This window comes from Vibrio sp. SCSIO 43133 (genome assembly GCF_023716845.1).
GTDB lineage: Bacteria > Pseudomonadota > Gammaproteobacteria > Enterobacterales > Vibrionaceae > Vibrio > Vibrio mediterranei.
Genome location: NZ_CP068024.1, coordinates 2,430,626 through 2,447,497, shown reverse-complemented (window position 1 = coordinate 2,447,497; position 16,872 = coordinate 2,430,626). Strand labels below are relative to the sequence as shown.

The 16,872-nt window shown below is 45.4% G+C and carries 12 protein-coding genes; 9 read left to right on the top strand and 3 right to left on the bottom strand.

The window, feature by feature from the left end; all coding sequences use genetic code 11:
• Nucleotides 1-389: 389 nt before the first annotated feature.
• The 9 genes from hinT to JKJ11_RS11485 all read left to right on the top strand — a co-directional run bounded on the left by hinT (nucleotide 390) and on the right by JKJ11_RS11485 (nucleotide 11,835).
• On the top strand, nucleotides 390-740 hold the full coding sequence (gene hinT, locus JKJ11_RS11525; RefSeq protein WP_006072981.1) for a purine nucleoside phosphoramidase: 351 nt from the start codon (nucleotides 390-392) through the stop codon (nucleotides 738-740).
• Between the two features lie 77 nt (nucleotides 741-817).
• Nucleotides 818-2,221, top strand: a complete 1,404-nt coding sequence (locus JKJ11_RS11520; RefSeq protein ID WP_252038212.1) for a COG3014 family protein — start codon at nucleotides 818-820, stop codon at nucleotides 2,219-2,221.
• Nucleotides 2,221-2,613 (top strand): YcfL family putative periplasmic lipoprotein, encoded by a 393-nt coding sequence (locus JKJ11_RS11515; protein ID WP_252038211.1) that lies wholly within the window; start codon nucleotides 2,221-2,223, stop codon nucleotides 2,611-2,613. Before JKJ11_RS11520 ends, JKJ11_RS11515 begins: the two co-directional genes overlap by 1 nt.
• Before the next feature lie 40 nt (nucleotides 2,614-2,653).
• A complete protein-coding gene (gene lpoB / locus JKJ11_RS11510; protein WP_006072984.1) occupies nucleotides 2,654-3,244 on the top strand; it encodes a penicillin-binding protein activator LpoB in 591 nt (196 codons plus the stop codon).
• Between the two features lie 10 nt (nucleotides 3,245-3,254).
• On the top strand, nucleotides 3,255-4,097 hold the full coding sequence (locus JKJ11_RS11505) for a phosphotransferase (protein ID WP_252038210.1): 843 nt from the start codon (nucleotides 3,255-3,257) through the stop codon (nucleotides 4,095-4,097).
• A gap of 115 nt (nucleotides 4,098-4,212) precedes the next feature.
• Nucleotides 4,213-4,752, top strand: coding sequence for an alpha/beta hydrolase YcfP (ycfP, locus tag JKJ11_RS11500; RefSeq protein WP_006072986.1), 540 nt, complete (start codon nucleotides 4,213-4,215; stop codon nucleotides 4,750-4,752).
• Nucleotides 4,753-4,963: 211 nt separating this feature from the next.
• On the top strand, nucleotides 4,964-5,995 hold the full coding sequence (locus JKJ11_RS11495; protein WP_252038209.1) for an outer membrane beta-barrel protein: 1,032 nt from the start codon (nucleotides 4,964-4,966) through the stop codon (nucleotides 5,993-5,995).
• A gap of 10 nt (nucleotides 5,996-6,005) precedes the next feature.
• Nucleotides 6,006-10,151 (top strand): Ig-like domain-containing protein, encoded by a 4,146-nt coding sequence (locus JKJ11_RS11490; protein WP_252038208.1) that lies wholly within the window; start codon nucleotides 6,006-6,008, stop codon nucleotides 10,149-10,151.
• A 394-nt stretch (nucleotides 10,152-10,545) separates the two neighbouring features.
• Nucleotides 10,546-11,835, top strand: a complete 1,290-nt coding sequence (locus JKJ11_RS11485; RefSeq protein WP_031497041.1) for an NAD(P)/FAD-dependent oxidoreductase — start codon at nucleotides 10,546-10,548, stop codon at nucleotides 11,833-11,835.
• Between the two features lie 60 nt (nucleotides 11,836-11,895).
• Here the strand turns inward: JKJ11_RS11485 and JKJ11_RS11480 are convergent, their stop codons facing one another.
• From JKJ11_RS11480 to mfd, 3 genes are all read right to left on the bottom strand, one after another.
• On the bottom strand, nucleotides 11,896-12,441 hold the full coding sequence (locus JKJ11_RS11480; RefSeq protein ID WP_031497042.1) for a GNAT family N-acetyltransferase: 546 nt from the start codon (nucleotides 12,439-12,441) through the stop codon (nucleotides 11,896-11,898).
• Between the two features lie 59 nt (nucleotides 12,442-12,500).
• Nucleotides 12,501-13,301, bottom strand: coding sequence for a peptidoglycan binding protein CsiV (locus tag JKJ11_RS11475; protein ID WP_031497044.1), 801 nt, complete (start codon nucleotides 13,299-13,301; stop codon nucleotides 12,501-12,503).
• A 108-nt stretch (nucleotides 13,302-13,409) separates the two neighbouring features.
• A complete protein-coding gene (gene mfd / locus JKJ11_RS11470; RefSeq protein ID WP_252038207.1) occupies nucleotides 13,410-16,868 on the bottom strand; it encodes a transcription-repair coupling factor in 3,459 nt (1,152 codons plus the stop codon).
• Between the last annotated feature and the right edge of the window lie 4 nt (nucleotides 16,869-16,872).

The following is a 16,872-nucleotide window of genomic DNA, read 5'->3' as shown; positions in this document are numbered from 1 at the left end:
ACAAAAATCATACAAAATTTAACTGGACGCTTTACGCTAAACCTTGCACTATCCGTCCACTCGTAACATCAGGTCGGAATTGAGGTTTGGCGCTTTTGTCTCTTTATCGTTACAAATAACAAAAACTGAAATATATATGACTTGTCGTGCTACGTTTTATGACGCACTCGTCAAAAATGTAATAAAAGCCAAGGTTTTGTCGTGAAGTGTTATCTCAAAAAAAGTACTTCTAGCGAGATATAGGTTGAGAATCGAACAATAGTGAAAACAACAAGCTATGTTGGCTTTGCTTTAAATTGTGATTCTATAGACCTTAGTGCATACTTCTAAAGTAAGTATGTGCTGGCGATCCTGTGTCAGTATTATTGGTTTGGTAATTGGAGAACTTCATGGCTGAAGAAACCATTTTTAGCAAAATTATTCGTAAAGAAATTCCTGCCGATGTGTTGTATCAAGACGATCTTGTTACCGCATTTCGTGATATCAATCCGCGTGCTCCAAGCCACGTGTTGATCATTCCAAACAAACTGATTCCCACTGTTAATGAAGTTGAAACTGATGATGAAGCAATGATGGGACGTATGTTCACCGTTGCAAGGAAGATCGCCCATGATGAAGGTATTGCAGAAGATGGCTATCGTTTGATCGTCAACTGTAATTCTCACGGCGGTCAAGAGGTGTACCATATTCACATGCATCTCGTTGGTGGTCGCCCACTTGGCCCATTGTTGATGAGCTAATTTCGAGAGGCTTTGGCAACTTAGTACTAACGTAATTGTCAAAGCCTCACTAAAGGTATCTATTCTCTTCAAAACATATGTTAATACGTAGCGTTAAACACGCACTCATCGTCGTACTTGCTGCATCACTTACCGCTTGTGCGGGACTAAGTGCAGGTAATCTGTTTAGCCATTATACCCAGCAGAATACGGTGGTGTATCAAGCGGTGAAAACTGGCCAATATGAAAAAGCGCAGGCTGCATTGCCTCAAGCTGAAGATGTCGTTGCGGGTGATATCTTGGATAATTTTGAGCGCGGCAGGGTCGAGTTCTTAAACCAATCCTATCCGCAAAGTAAATCAGCGCTTGAAGTTAGTGATAAGGCCGTTAGAGTTCAGCAAGATAAGGCGCTTATTTCTATTACTGACACTGCGACTAGTGTTGGCGCCTTAGCGGTCAATGACAATATAACCGAATATGTACCGCCAGATTATGAGCTAGGTTATTTACACCTGTATCTAGGGCTCAACTATATTCAAAAAAACGACCTAGAGGGTGCACTGGTTGAAGTGCGACGAGCAAACCAAGTTCAACAGCGTGCTCGCCAAGCGCGAGAGAAAGACTTACGTTCTGCTGAAGCTGAAATGAAGCAGAAGGGGTTATCACCTAATCTAGGGTCGGTGTTGTCGCGTTATCCTGATGCGGGAAATCAACTGAAAGCGATTCAAAATGGCTATTTGTTGTTTTTGTCAGGCTTGATGTACGAAGCTTCAAATGACCTCAATGGGGCCTATATTGACTATACTCGCGCACTTGCCGTTGCACCAGATAACGAAGCCGTTATCGACGCGGTAATTCGTGTGGCTAAACGCTCAAGTCGGAATCAAGATCTTGCGAAGCTTAAAAAGCAATATGGTGATCGACCAGGTGTCAAAGCTGGTGAAGGTCGTGTCATCCTGCTCGAAGAGCAGGGGGTTGTGAGCGCCATGCAATCTTGGAATCTGACTTTGCCTGTTTATGACAGCCAAGGTAATACTGCGTTGTATACTGTGGCACTGCCGTATTATGTTCCAGCGGTGACGCCTAAATTTTCGAATATTATGTTGGATGGTAAGTCCCTGAAGTCAGATGAATTAGTGGATACTAATTTAATGGCGCAGCAGCAGCTTACCGAGAATATGCCGACCATCTTGTTGCGACAAGCACTGCGCGTGTATGCCAAAGACCAAATTCGTAAGAGTACGGCGAAAGACGATGATGTCGGTAACCTTATCTTCAACGTGTGGAACACCTTGACGGAACAGCCTGATACTAGGAGTTGGCAAACATTACCGGGTGTCGTGAACGGTGCTAGTCAAATCGTTAAAGCGGGCAGCCACAAAATGACGTTAGATGGTCAAGACTATACTTTTGATGTGAGAGACAGACAAACAACTTTGGTTTGGGTGTCGCGCCAGGGCGGCAATGCCACCATTTGGCATAAACAATTAGGAAGAATGTAATGAAAAAATGGTTAGTGAGTATTGGTGTGCTGTTGACGCTGTTTGGCTGTGCTTCAAGTAAAACCTCAGGGATCAAAATCGAAGGCCAAACTCAGGCAGTGCTTTATGGTGAGGCACAAATGGGTAAAAAATTCTCTATTGATGATATTTCGACCATTGATACCAATGGTCATGCGAGAGGCGTGGTGCGATTGTCTAATACGACATCTACGGACCAAATCATCCAATATCGATTCTATTGGTATGATGCGCAAGGACTCGAAGTAAATACTAAACAAGCCCCTTGGAAAAGAGCCATCTTACGCGGTGATGAAACTATTACCCTATCTGAGGTGTCTGTAAATCCTAATGGTAAAGAATTCCGTGTGCAATTGCGCGGAGCGGATGAGTAATTTCCACCCGTTGGAAAGTAAGTAAGACTAAGGAAACAAAATGAAAAAAAGTATTATTGCTTTGTTGGGTTTGGCTGTCATTCTCGGTGGCTGTTCAAATAAAGTAAGTTACGGCGACGCGCAAGCTACTGAAACGACAACAATCGATTTCGGTTCAACTGACCTACAGAAGATCGCTGGTGATATGGTTGATAGCATGCTGATGTCTGGTTCAGTTGCGGCAATCACGCGCGACAGTCGCCCAATTGTATTTGTTGAACGTATCAAGAACAAAACAACGGAGCACATTGATACCGAGTCGATCACTGACAGCATCAGCACCAAAATGCTGAACTCTGGTAAGTTCCGTTTCGTAGATATGGATCGTGTTGAGTCTGTACGTGAACAGCTTAACTTCCAAAACAATGATGAACTAGTGAACCAAAGCACAGCTATCCAATTCGGTAAAATGGTTGGTGCGCAATATATGCTTTACGGTAACCTAAGTAGTATCGTTAAAGAAGCGGGCAGCGATAAAGACGTATACTACAAAATGACAATGCGTCTTATGGATCTAGAAACGGGTCTGATTGAGTGGGCTGACGAAACTGAAATTCGTAAGCAAGAGTCTCGTTCAGTACTAGGTCTATAACAAGCGCTCAATGCTTAATTGGATTGATGCGGTCCAGCAATCACCAGATTTGGCTGGATTATCTTCCTTGTTAAACGAAGTGCCCTTAGGGGCACTTCCGTTATCTGGCGGCCTGACAAATCGGGCGTGGCGTGTATTGACTCCATCTCATGGTTGGGTGATTTGGCGTGCCAACTCATCGCTATGTCAGTCATTTGATATCAGTCGCGACAATGAAGCTGAGGTTTTGAACTCGGTTGCCGGACACCTCCCTACTAACAAAGTCATCGCTCGCGGCCCACAGGGTATCGCGCTCAGTTGGTGTAATGGCATTCCTGTTAGTCAGTTAGACGATCATTCAAAGGTTATCGCGCTTCTTGCGAATATCCATACCATTCAACCTATCAGTCAGGTGCGACGTTTTGATTACCAAAAAAAAGTGGATCATTACTGGTCTCAGCTTGACGATTCTGTTCTAAAGCGGCGCTTTCGTCCGATCTACGAAAGCCTTCGAACGCTACCAAAATTAAGCTGTGCGCAACAAGCGCTTTGTCATTTTGATTTTGGCATTCATAACTTAGTGCAGATTGAAACGGGCCTTGCGGTAATTGACTGGGAATATGCTGCAATTGCCAGTCCCGTTCTGGACCTAACAATGACCTTGGATATGCTTCAAATGGATGTCGTTACAGGAATTGAACTCTACAAACAGCACCAGCCCACGATAGATAGTAGATCTTGGCAAAAGGATGTGGAGATTTGGCAAAGACACTCGCAGATGATGGCTATGCTCTGGTATCTACTTGCAGCGCAGGTGTGGCAAGATGATGGTTTTTTAGTCGAAGCTGAGGCTATTTATCTACGATTATGTTGAGGGGATCACTGTTTAACGTTATCTTTTCTGAAAAATCATCTTACCCCCTATGAAACTAGGGCTTTCGTGGTAGATTTAACGAAAGCGTACCAATAAGGACGGATTGAGAGGTACTATGATTATTTATCTTCACGGCTTCGATTCAACAAGCCCAGGCAACCATGAAAAAGTGCTCCAGTTGCAATTCATTGACGAAGACGTTCGTTTCGTCAACTACAGCACACTTCACCCCAAGCATGATATGCAGCACCTTCTTAAAGAAGTGAACAAGCTGGTTCAAGAGTCAAAAGATGAAGCGCCGATTATTTGCGGTGTAGGTCTGGGAGGCTACTGGTCAGAGCGCATAGGCTTCTTATGTGGCATTAAACAAGTTATCTTCAACCCCAATTTGCACCCTGAAGTAAATATGCAAGGTCGTATTGATCGGCCAGAAGAATATGAAGACATTGCCACTAAGTGTGTTGAAAAGTTCCGCAGTAAAAATGCGGGTCGTTGTATGGTCATTTTGTCCAAAGAAGACGAAATTCACGATAACCAAAAAACGGCGGATGCCCTTAAAGATTATTACGATGTAGTGTGGGATGAAACTCAAACACATAAATTCAAAAAGATCTCTCAGCACCTTCAAACAATGAAGGCGTTTAAAGAATCGTAATGTAAGAAACGTCCGAGTGGCGTGTACTACTTTTTACAAAAGCAGCGGATTTCGCTGCTTTTTTTTGTTCAATACGGTAACAACTTTCACACAACATTAAGATTTTATTATGGTACGCCCAGTTAGTTTAGGTTGGTTACTCTTACAAGGTCATTCTCACACTCTTCAGTAGCCTGCCTCACGCTCGTATTAGACGAAAACGGAGGAAGCAGTGGTTTCTACTCATAAAGTACTCAGTTTAGCGATAGTTGTATCGCTCAGCTTTAACGTCCTCGCCGATGAAACGTCGGCTGACAGTGACGCTTTTTCATCGCATTGGTACCTAGGAGGAAAACTAGGTGTAATGAAATACCAAAATGCCTGTGAAGAATGGGCGGTAGATTGTGATGGAACTGATGTTGCGTTAGGGGGCTTTATTGGCTATCAGGTTTGGCAGCACTGGGGACTAGAGTTAGGCTACCTCGATTTTGGTGAAGCGAAAGCTTTGTATCCAGAAGGTGGTAAAGTCAACCAATATGCGGGTTCTATGTCAGGCATAGAAATGTCAGTTGTAGGTCGTATTCCTGTGACCGACAATTTGGACGCGTTTGCAAAAGCGGGCACACTCTACTGGCAAGGTAAGAATAGCGGACCAACCAGAACTCTAACAGATGACGGTTGGGCTCCAACAGCTGGTGTCGGCTTGGAATACCACTTCTCAAATCATTGGGCGGGCAGAGTAGAGTACCAATATGTCAATGCGCTTGGCAGCGACAAACTTGGTGGAAGTAACGGGCATCTAGCTACTTTGGGTATTGTGTATCGATTTAGCTCGGCAGAAGGTTCCAAGCCAGAGACTCAAACCGAGCCCAAACCAGTTACTCCAATAATAACAACGCGCTTGCCAGAGCTGCATTCTTCGGTTCTCTTCGCATTTGACTCCGAAAAAATCGAGAATGTTGAGGCGCTTAACCCTATTGTCTATCGATTAACTCGCTATCCTGAAACTCGTGCAACCGTATATGGTTACACCGATTCTACTGGACCGAATGAGTACAACCAAAGCTTGTCCGAGCGTCGAGCAAATGCGGTTTATGAGTACCTAAAACATGCGGGCGTAAGTACTGAGCAACTAAGGGTTGCTGGTTATGGAGAAGACTCTCCTGTTGTTCCTAATGACACAACGGAACATCGTCATATGAACCGAAGAGTGACCGTTCATATCGAAGAAATGACTACCCCGTCTAGTACTAATCAAAACTAAAGAGTGACTCATGCAGATGACAAAAACACTTTATCGCTTATGTGTGTTATGGATGACATTCTTTTTGGCGGCATGTAATGGAGATAATAGTGGCTTTCCAACCAGTGAGTGCGGTGGGCCAGATAATCCGTGTGCACCTTATATTACCAGTATCGCTGTTGTGCCACCGGTCAAGGCGATAGCGAAAGGGACACAGTATCAGTTTCAAGCAATAGCGAATTATTCTGACGGCAGCGTTCAAGATATTTCAGCGTTGTCACAGTGGAGTATTATCGATTCCTCTATTGCGACGATTGTCGCTGATGGCACACAAGGTGGACTTGTTGGCGGAAAGCAAGTCGGAATTACGACGGTCAACGCTCAGTATCAAACCTACCAAGCTTCATCGGAACTAACGGTTACCTCTGCGGTTTTGGATTCGTTGTCTATCTCTCCTGTAAACAAGACGGTTCCAGCAGGTATCGCGGTTCAGTACCAAGCGATGGCGCTCTTCTCTGATGCAAGCCAACAAGATGTGACTAAATTCGGTAACTGGCAAAGTGGCACTGCTAATGTTGCAACGATAGGTTCACAAAGCGGTAATGCGGCCACGTTATCTCAAGGTACAACTCAGATCAGTTTTAGCTATCAAGGTAAGTCGGTACAAACGGATTTGAACGTTACCAATGCGGTTGTATCGAGTTTACAGGTCACCCCGAAAAATCTGGCGAAGCCTGTGGGTACCACAGGTAAATACACTGCGACCGCGTATTATTCAGATGGGCATAGTGAAGACGTAACGCAATTAGCCACATGGAATTCGTCAAATGGTAGAGCAGTTTCAATTGTAGTAGATGGCACAGATGGCGGCTTGGCGACGGCGAACGAGATCGGCACAACCCAAATAACCGCAAGCTATCAAGGCATCGCATCATTCTCGAAAACGAGTAATACCATTTCCGATAGTACAGCTGCGACCGTGACTCAGGTTTCCGTTACCGATTTGGTGGTGACACCAGCAAAAGCCAGCGTAGCGGCGGGTAATATTCAGCAGTATCAGGCGTTCGCTTTATTTAGTGATGGGACAAGTCGAGAGGTAACTGAGCTGGCAAGTTGGCAATCTTCCAACAACAGTGTGGCATCTATTAATCAAAAAGGACTGGCAGATAGTTATCAGAGTGGTGATGTTGTTGTGACGGCTACTTATGCCAGCCAACAGGCGGATGCTTTATTGAATGTGACTCAAGCTCAACTAACAGAGCTGGTGGTAGCTCCAAACAAGGTGACTATACCTGCAGGGCATCAAACTAGGCTACAAGCTTTTGCCGTGTATAGTGATGGGTCATCGAATGATGTAACTCTGCAATCGGTTTGGGCATCTATGGACCAGAGTTTAGTAAACGTTGAAACCGGTAATATAAGCGCCGGAACGGTACATGGTTTAGTTTTAGGCCAAGCGGGTGTCACGGCGAAATTTGGCGGTATGGAGCAGAGCAGCATGATCACGGTAAGTAGTGCAACGCTAACTTCGGTATCCATATCACCTGCTAATGCGACGATTCCAAAAGGAACGACACAAAGTTATGTGCTTACTGCTCAGTATTCAGATGGAAGCAAACGAGATGTCAGCACTTTGAGTAGCTGGCAATCGAACAATACTGATATCGCTACCATTAACGCCTTTGGCGTGGCACAAGGAGAGGAGCAAGGAACTAGCCAGATCAGCGGATGTTATTTAGGACAGTGCGCTACCGCGAACCTTTCTGTCACTCGAGCGGTAGTAACAGGGCTGCAAGTGACGCCTGCTAGCGCCATTATTGCAGATGGTCAGAGTCAGTACTATCAAGCGACTGCATTTTACTCTGATGGGACAAGTAAAGTAGTGACTCAGATAGCAACCTGGACTTCTTCGGATATCAATATTGCTACTATTTCTTCTACAGGAATAACAGGGGGAAAAGCGACGGCTGTTGAACAGGGAAATGTCGTTATTTCAGCTCGTTACGGGGGGCAACTGAGTCAGGCAACGTTGACTGTAACAGCTGCAACGGCAGTTAAGTTAATTGTGTCTCCGGCCATTACTAAGGTTCCTGCGGGATTGAGCTTACCGTATCATGCGGATGCGCTCTACACAGATGGAACCTTGCAAGATGTCACCTTGCTGTCTGTTTGGCAAAGCTCGGATAACGATGTTGCTTCTATAGATGCTTCTGCGAATGCGGTGACGTTTATTGCTGGTCAAACGACAATCAGCGCGCAGTACTTGGGTCTTAATGGTGAAGCAAGTTTAACGGTTACCGCGGCGGTAGTTGATCACCTAGAAGTGACGCCAAATGCCGTTACAGTACCAAAAGGCACAAATGGGCAGTTCGAGGCAACGGCCATCTATAGTGATGGAAGCAGTATTGATGTGACATCTAGCGCTAATTGGAGCAGCTCGGATTCAAGAGTGGTCAATGTTGATAACAGCTCCGCTAACGCGGGGATAGGTAGTGCCTTGAACATTGGTAATGCAGTCGTCACTGCTACCTACTCTGGCATGAGTGATACTTCGAGCGTCACCGTCGTTGCCCCAAGCTTGGTTGAACTTACTATTAGTCCTCAAAATGAGACCGTACCACTGGGTTTAGAAGTACAATATGAGGCTCATGCTCGCTATTCAGATGGTACTAGTAAGACTGTAACTTTAGAATCCAGTTGGCAAAGCAGTATGACGACGGTAGCGACAATTAGTACTGATGGGATGGCTTCAACCGTTTTTACAGGGGAAACCCAAATCAGCGCGACTTTTGAGTCAATTACCGTGTCGACATCGTTGATAGTTACCGAGCCAATTTTGATGGAGTTACAGGTTACGCCAGCTACAGCTACCATTAACATTCAAGATCTACAGCAATATAAAGCAACAGCGGTATTTTCAGACAAAACCGTGACGGATGTGACGACTGGTGTGACTTGGACGATTGCTGATGATGTGGTTGCCCATGTAGATAACGCGCGCTTTAGAGAAGGATTAGTCACAGGTTTAAACTCTGGACAAACGTCAATCATCGCGACCTATTATGGTAAAACGGCAAACGCGGAAGTAGTGGTTGGTAGCCTGACCTACTTAGGCGTGAACGTTGAGCCTGCCGATTCCATGGTCAAAGTAGGGGATACAAAGCAACTTAATGCTTATGCAATATACAAAGACGTTAATACTAATAAGGTTTCATTTAAAGATGTAACAACGTTAAGTGATTGGCGGGTGCAACAGAGAGATAAACTTGCCGTGAATACGACGGGGTTGATAGAAGGAAAATCTGCGGGTAACAGTGAAGTGTATGCGATCTATCAAAACATCGAAGGAGCAGGTCAGGTTAGTGTTGTTGACACATATATCAGACAGCTAGTCGTTACGCCAGACAATGAGACAGTTCCAGAAGGAACTGTAGGACGATATAAGGCGATTGCTAAATATCATCAAGGCTTGCCTGATGAAGATGTAACTTCAAAAGCGACGTGGTCTTCTAGTGACCCTACTGTGATTCAAGTGGTCACCACAGGGGAGTTAGGAGGTAGTGGTGAAGCGTTATCCGCAGGCAGCACGCAGATCAAAGCTGAGTTTGATGGGGTTGAGGATGAGGTAACTACCACGGTTGCTCCTCTAGTTCTAGCACAAGTCGCAATAGAACCAAGACAGGACATCCTCTATTCGGGAACACCATTCCAATACCATGCTATTGCATACTATCGAGGTGGGTCGAGCAAAGATGTTACCTTAGATGCTGAGTGGTCGAGCAGCGATACCACTGCCGCGACGATTGAATCCGGAAATGCCAAGGCGGGTTTAGCGCAAGGTGTTTATGAAGGAGGGCGCGCGACGATTACGATGTCATACCAAGGCATGACAGATTTTGTTGAAACGCAAACCTATCCTGCCACAACGACAAAGGTAGAAATTGTGCCACAAAATATCACGGTTGCTACCGGTGATACTGTTGAGGTAACTGTTAATGTCACTTTCTCTGATGGTCGTGTTGAGAACTACGCCAAATATGTCTCTTGGAGCAGTTCAGACATGGATGTTGCATACCCATCCAAGCAATATGTCAGTGGCATTTCGGCGGGTACTGCTACCATCACTGCATCATTTGAAAATGTCACGGGTGATGCATTAGTTACGGTAACGCCCTAGGTATTGACCTTGAATTATGAAGTTAAAAACGGCTCCTTTGAGGAGCCGTTTTTAGTGATGGAACTATCGATTAACAAATGGCCATTTAATTCACTTAACAAAAATAATTCCATTGAATAGTTGCGGACATTGATTTGCCCTATATAATAAAACCATTCTACATTATTTGATAAATATCAAAAAAAGTTGAGAGCAAGAAGAGAACTTGCCCTAAGATGTTCAAACAAAGACGATTTTGAACAAATTTGTGAAGTGAAACCATGATTGTACCGCGCTAGGGGCTGCCACTTGGAGTCTATATTTGCGCATAATGACCAAATTTTAAGCATTTCGCCTTGGGCGGGATGTAAGACCATTTTCTAACTTTCAAATTTCACTTTTTAGGAGAGCCATTGTGACTAATATTGTCGTTGTTGGTGGTGGCGCAGGCGGACTTGAGCTTGCGACCAAATTAGGCCGAACACTTGGACGTAAAGGGCGCGCCAATATTACGCTTGTTGATCGTAAAGCAAGCCATTTATGGAAGCCACTTCTGCACGAAGTAGCGACCGGCTCATTGGACGAAGGGGTTGATGCGCTAAGCTATCGTGCCCACGCGAAAAACCACCATTTTGACTTTCAAATGGGCAGCCTGAATGAGATTGATCGTGAGCGCAAAAGCATTACGTTAAGTGAATTGAGAGATGAGCACGATGAGCTATTGATGCCAAGCCGCGAGATCGCTTATGACATCTTAGTGCTTGCGATTGGCTCAACATCAAACGACTTCAATACTCCTGGTGTTCGCGATAACTGCATCTTCTTAGATAGCCCAGAACAAGCACACCGTTTCCGTACAGAAATGAACAATGAGTTCCTAAAACTGCATGCGAAAAATGGTCACGGCACTGTCGATATTGCGATCGTTGGTGCTGGTGCAACAGGGGTAGAGCTGTCTGCCGAACTGCACAACGCAGTCAAAGAGCTTCGTACTTATGGTTTCGGTGATCTGGATTCGAGTAAGCTGAACGTAAACTTGATTGAAGCGGGTGAGCGTATTCTTCCAGCGCTTCCTCCACGTATTTCAAGCGCAGCGCATTCTGAACTGACAAAACTGGGTGTAACCGTTCGCACTGCCACTATGGTGACTCAAGCGGACAAAGATGGCTTAACTACGAAAGATGGTGAAAAAATCCCAGCACAAATAATGGTTTGGGCGGCAGGAATCAAAGCGCCAGACTTTATGAAAGACATTGCCGGTTTGGAAACTAACCGTATCAACCAGTTAGTAGTAAAAGACACACTGCAAACCACGCGTGATGACGATATTTTCGTTATCGGTGACTTGGCTCAGTGTACCCAAGCTGATGGTAAATTCGTACCACCACGTGCTCAAGCAGCACACCAAATGGCGAGCCGAGCGTTTAGTAACATCGTTGCTAAACTGACAGACAGAGAATTAAAGCCTTACGTATACAATGATCACGGCTCATTAGTATCATTGAGCCGATTCTCAACGGTAGGCAGTTTAATGGGTAACTTAACCAAGGGCTCTATGATGGTGGAAGGCCGAATCGCTCGTGTGGTTTACATTTCGCTTTATCGTATGCACCAGGTGGCGTTGCATGGTGTATTAAAGACCGGATTAATGATGTTGGTTGGTCGCATTAACCGTGTATTGAGACCAAACTTGAAATTGCACTAATACCTAGTAACAACAGAGAGGCGCTGAAAAGCGCCTCTTTTTTTCATCTCATTCACTGGTTCAGCGGGTGGGAGGAATGAGGGAATAGACTAGTCCTGCTTTTGGTTTACCATCAAAAACAAAGCGATTCTGCGCTAAGCATTCGTAGGTTGCTCCGATACGTTCAGCAAGCCTATGGCTAGCGGAGTTGTCTGGGTCGCAAACAATTTCTAGTCGAGAGAGTAATAAATTAGCAAAACTGAATTCTACCAACGCATCGAGCGCTTCCAAGGCATAGCCCTGCTTTTGAGCATCATCTCTTAGCCAATAGCCAAGACTTCCCATATTGAAGGTATGATAAAACTCATTGAGCGCCACCATACCCAGAAACTGTTCGGTTTTTCGGTCAAACAATGCAAAGCCAAATGCTACGGCTTTCACCCAGTTAACTCGAGTCGCTCCAATGAATTCCATCGCTTCATGTTGAGTAAAGTCTTTATGACACCAATCTATCCATTGATGCAACGAAGGAGATTCTTGGATTGCAATTGCCAGTTGCTCGGCATCGTTAAGATCCATTAATCGAAGGCATAATCTTTTTGTGTAGATGGTGTAATGCGTATTCATAATGCCTTGGAACGGAAGAAGAAATGAAAAAAAGGGCCGTATTTCAGGCCCTTTCTGGATTAGTTCTGCACTCTTCGAACTTGGATGATCATGCCCATTAACGGATGGTCTAGGTAGTGTGTTTCACTACTTCTCATGCGACGTTTCTGATCAAATCGATAGTCCTTAAGAAAGGTTTGAACTTCACGTTGAGGCTCTATGGCCTGTAAGTTGCCAGCAATGACGTTACTGTCTTCAGTCCCCGTCGCTACAGAATTGTCTGCAGACGGTTCCATCGGTTCTGTTGCCGTGACGGAATCAGTAACAATCACCTCTTTGGTGCTTGGCGAGCGAAGGTCTAGTTGGGCTTCTGCATACAAGTAATGCTGCACGTAAATCTGTAGTTTACCGTCAAGCTCGTACAACGGTTTGTCAATGGCCACTTCCGTTACGCCATCAACTGGGCTTGTGGTGTTGCTGTTGCTGCCCTTTTCTGTTCCATCGGCATTAAAACCAGCTGAGTAATCTTTCCCTGCACGAATATGGAAGATTGGAGCAGAGCCTCTACCGTTATCGCCTTGACGCCATGCTTTGTGCATAAGCACCGTATAGCCTGCATGATTTTTTAGTTTTGCCGCTTCATCATTCAATTGGTATGAAGAGTAAGGCAGCATCTGAACGCCTTTCGACGCGCGATAACTGGCATCGTTCATTGAACCAGCGCGGCTAAAGTCTATTTGCGGCATAGTGTTCGGCCAAGACTCGTTTACTTTTTCAGGGTTTACCGCACGTTTGAAAACGATCACTTCTATATCAAATTGTCTCTGCGCCAAACTTGGCATAGAAACCAATAGGAGTAGCAGTGGGATCAGTTTTTTCATTGTTTCTCCATTGATTGCCACTATCATTGAGTGCAATCCCATTATATCAATTAATACAGGACGTTGCTGAAACATTTCACGGTGAAAAATCGTTGCAGCTGTAAGCAATTATGCGTTCGGAAGTTGATTGGCTTCAAACTCGTCAAGCATGTTATTGAGGTAGCTTAAGCGTTTACGCCTATCGGTTAACGCTTCCATAAACTTGAACTTAGTTGGCCCTTCCATCGCAAACTTTGTTGGCTGCGCTTGAAGTAGTTTAACCAAGAAGGCCGGGTTAATGTCAGCATCCGGATAAAATTCAATATAGCCACCTTTATCATGGGCTTCTACTTTTTTAACTTTCAGCGCTCTACCACGAAGCTTCATTTGTGAGACGGCAAGAAGGTGTTTGGCAGCATCCGGCAGCAGGCCAAATCGATCAATAAGTTCCACTTTTAGCTCGTCGAGCTCTTCGTTATCTACAACGCTTGCGATTCGTTTATACATGGATAGACGAGTATTGATATCCGGAATATAGTCATCAGGTAGCAAAGCGGGGATACGTAATTCCACTTCGGTTTGTTCGCGAAGTAGATCGTCCAAAGAGGGCTCTTTGCCTTCTTTTAGCGCTTCCACGGCTTGCTCTAACATTTCCATATAGAGTGAGAATCCAACGGACTGAATTTGCCCACTCTGTTCATCCCCTAAAAGTTCTCCAGCGCCACGAATTTCAAGGTCATGAGTCGCTAGAGTAAAGCCGGCCCCAAGATCTTCTAGTGAGGCGATAGCGTCTAATCGCTTCACTGCATCTTTTGTCATGGCTTTTGGATGAGGAGTCAGCAGATAAGCATACGCCTGATGGTGCGAGCGACCCACACGTCCACGAAGCTGGTGAAGCTGCGCTAAGCCAAGGTTATCAGCACGATCCATGATGATGGTGTTGGCAGTTGGCACGTCGATGCCCGTCTCAATGATGGTCGTACATACTAGTAAATTAAAACGTTGATGATAGAAATCATTCATAACTCGCTCTAGTTCACGTTCACGCATCTGGCCGTGGGCAACTGTGACGCGTGCTTCGGGGACTAACTTTTCTAAGTCTGCCGCTACCTTTTCAATGGTTTCAACCTGATTGTGGAGGAAATAGACCTGACCACCTCGCATGATTTCACGAAGTATTGCTTCGCGTACAACACTGTCTTCGCTTTGACGCACAAAGGTCTTAATGGCAAGACGTCTCGCTGGCGGTGTAGCAATGATGGAAAGATCGCGCATGCCACTCATGGCCATATTCAGCGTTCGTGGAATAGGCGTTGCTGTTAAGGTCAAAATGTCGACATCGGCACGCATCGCTTTCACTTTTTCTTTTTGCCTCACACCAAATCGATGTTCTTCATCAACGATGAGTAGGCCAAGATCTTTAAACTGAATGTCACTAGAGAGCAGTTTGTGGGTGCCAACGACAATATCCACCTTTCCATCGGCGACGTCTTGTAGGGTGGCTTTTTGCTCTTTGGCCGATTTAAAGCGCGACAAGACTTCAACACGGATTGGCAGGTTGGCAAATCGATCGCGGAAGTTCTCAAAATGCTGCTGTGCCAGCAGTGTGGTAGGAACCAGCACTGCGACTTGTTTACCGTTGTCGGTTGCCACAAATGCTGCGCGCATTGCGACTTCTGTTTTTCCGAAGCCAACATCACCACAAACCAAACGATCCATGGCTTTAGGCTGACACATATCAGACATGACAGCATTGATGGCCTGTGCTTGGTCGTCAGTTTCTTCAAATGGGAAACCAGCTTTAAAGGTCGCATATTGGTCACGATCTAAGCTGAATTTAAAGCCAGGTTTTAACTCGCGCTTGGCGTATACGTCGAGCAACTCTGCCGCAACATCACGCACTTTTTCAGCGGCTTTTCTACGGGCTTTAGCCCAAGATTCACTGCCTAATTTGTTGAGTGGTGCCGATTCTTCCGCACCACCAGAGTAGCGTCCGATTAAGTTCAGTGAAGCGACAGGGACGTACAGCTTGGCATCGTTTTGGTATTCGAGTGTGACGTATTCTGTCGTCAAGCCGCCCGCTTCAAGTGTTTGCAAGCCGACGTAGCGGCCAATACCGTGGTCAATATGAACAACGGGTTGGCCTGGCTTGAGTTCAGCAAGGTTGCGAATGACCGTGTCACTATTAATCGAGCGTTTTTCTTTCTTGCGTCGTTGAATGACGCGATCGCCGAGCATGTCACTTTCGCAGATCAGAGCGAACTGTTGTCGATAAGCAAAACCATGTTCACATTGACCAATAACAAGTGTGAACTTATCGTCACTCTTCAGCGCATCGAGAAAATGTTCTTTCTCTTGTGGCCTCAGTTTTATGCGATGAAGTAATTCAAGCAGCGCCTCTCGACGGCCCTCAGATTCCACCGAGAAAATCACTTTACCAGCGTACTGCTCAGTAAACTGACGGATTTGAGCCATCGGCTCTTTTAATTGATGCTGTACTGCTAAATCAGGAAGTGCCTCGACGGGAGCATTGACGCGTCCTGCTTTTTCATCCACGGAATCAACGGAGCACAGCAATTGTGGATAGGCTTTTAGCTGTGAATAGAACTCATCTTTTTGCAGCCAAAGCGCACTCGGTTCTAACAGTGGGCGCAAAGGGTCGACCTTTCGCTGCTCATAACGTGTTTCCACGTCAGACAAAAAGGTATCTATGGCGGACTCAATATCACCCACCGCAATAATTTGGGAGTCTTGACTGATGTAATCAAATAGCGTTTCAGTATGCTCAAAGAACAGAGGCTGCCAATACTCTATACCCGCTGGCCAAGTGCCTTTTGTTACCTGCATGTAGACTGACTCTGGTTCGCGCCTTGCGTCGAATTGTTGTCTCCAGCGAACACGAAACTCTTCAATCGCGTCTTTTGTCGTAGGAAACTCATGAGCTGGGAGGAGTCGAATCTCGCTAATATCTTCGATGGAACGTTGGTTTTCCGGGTCAAAGGTGCGAATAGTGTCGATTTCATCGTCAAAGAAATCAATGCGATAAGGCGCAGAGCTTCCCATAGGGAAGAGATCGAGAATTGAACCCCTACTTGCATATTCACCGGGACCAAACACTTGGTCTACATGTCGGTAGCCAGAGTTTTCTAGCTGTAGACGTAGTTTATCCAGTGAAAACAAATCACCAGTTTTTACCATCAAGGTATGTTGCATTAAGAAATCGCGAGGACTTTGCCTTTGCAACAAAGTGCTTACCGGAACGATAGTGATCCCTTTTGACTGTTGCGGTAGGGCGTATAGCCGTGCAATACGATCAGAAATTATATCCTGATGTGGCGAGAAATTATCGTATGGCAAGGTTTCCCAGTCAGGAAATAGCGCAACCTCTCCTGGAAAGAACTGTTCTAGTTCACCTTGAAGTTTAAGAGCAAGCTGTGGGTCTGGCACAACCAGTAAAGTATGATCAGTATAGGCGTTAGCATGCTCGCTAATAGCAAGGGCTAATGCGCCACCAATCAGGTTACCGAGAAACTTTTTATCACCGGCACCCGTTGGTGCATTAAGAGGAAGTAGTTGACAATTACTCATAGTA

Bases quoted from the DNA above. Each gene is read 5' to 3' on its own strand.
- JKJ11_RS11480 (WP_031497042.1), bottom strand. From the start codon at position 12,441: ATGAATACGCATTACACCATCTACACAAAAAGATTATGCCTTCGATTA.
- JKJ11_RS11520 (WP_252038212.1), top strand. From the start codon at position 818: ATGTTAATACGTAGCGTTAAACACGCACTCATCGTCGTACTTGCTGCA.
- mfd (WP_252038207.1), bottom strand. From the start codon at position 16,868: ATGAGTAATTGTCAACTACTTCCTCTTAATGCACCAACGGGTGCCGGT.
- JKJ11_RS11515 (WP_252038211.1), top strand. From the start codon at position 2,221: ATGAAAAAATGGTTAGTGAGTATTGGTGTGCTGTTGACGCTGTTTGGC.
- hinT (WP_006072981.1), top strand. From the start codon at position 390: ATGGCTGAAGAAACCATTTTTAGCAAAATTATTCGTAAAGAAATTCCT.
- ycfP (WP_006072986.1), top strand. From the start codon at position 4,213: ATGATTATTTATCTTCACGGCTTCGATTCAACAAGCCCAGGCAACCAT.
- lpoB (WP_006072984.1), top strand. From the start codon at position 2,654: ATGAAAAAAAGTATTATTGCTTTGTTGGGTTTGGCTGTCATTCTCGGT.
- JKJ11_RS11490 (WP_252038208.1), top strand. From the start codon at position 6,006: ATGCAGATGACAAAAACACTTTATCGCTTATGTGTGTTATGGATGACA.
- JKJ11_RS11475 (WP_031497044.1), bottom strand. From the start codon at position 13,301: ATGAAAAAACTGATCCCACTGCTACTCCTATTGGTTTCTATGCCAAGT.
- JKJ11_RS11505 (WP_252038210.1), top strand. From the start codon at position 3,255: ATGCTTAATTGGATTGATGCGGTCCAGCAATCACCAGATTTGGCTGGA.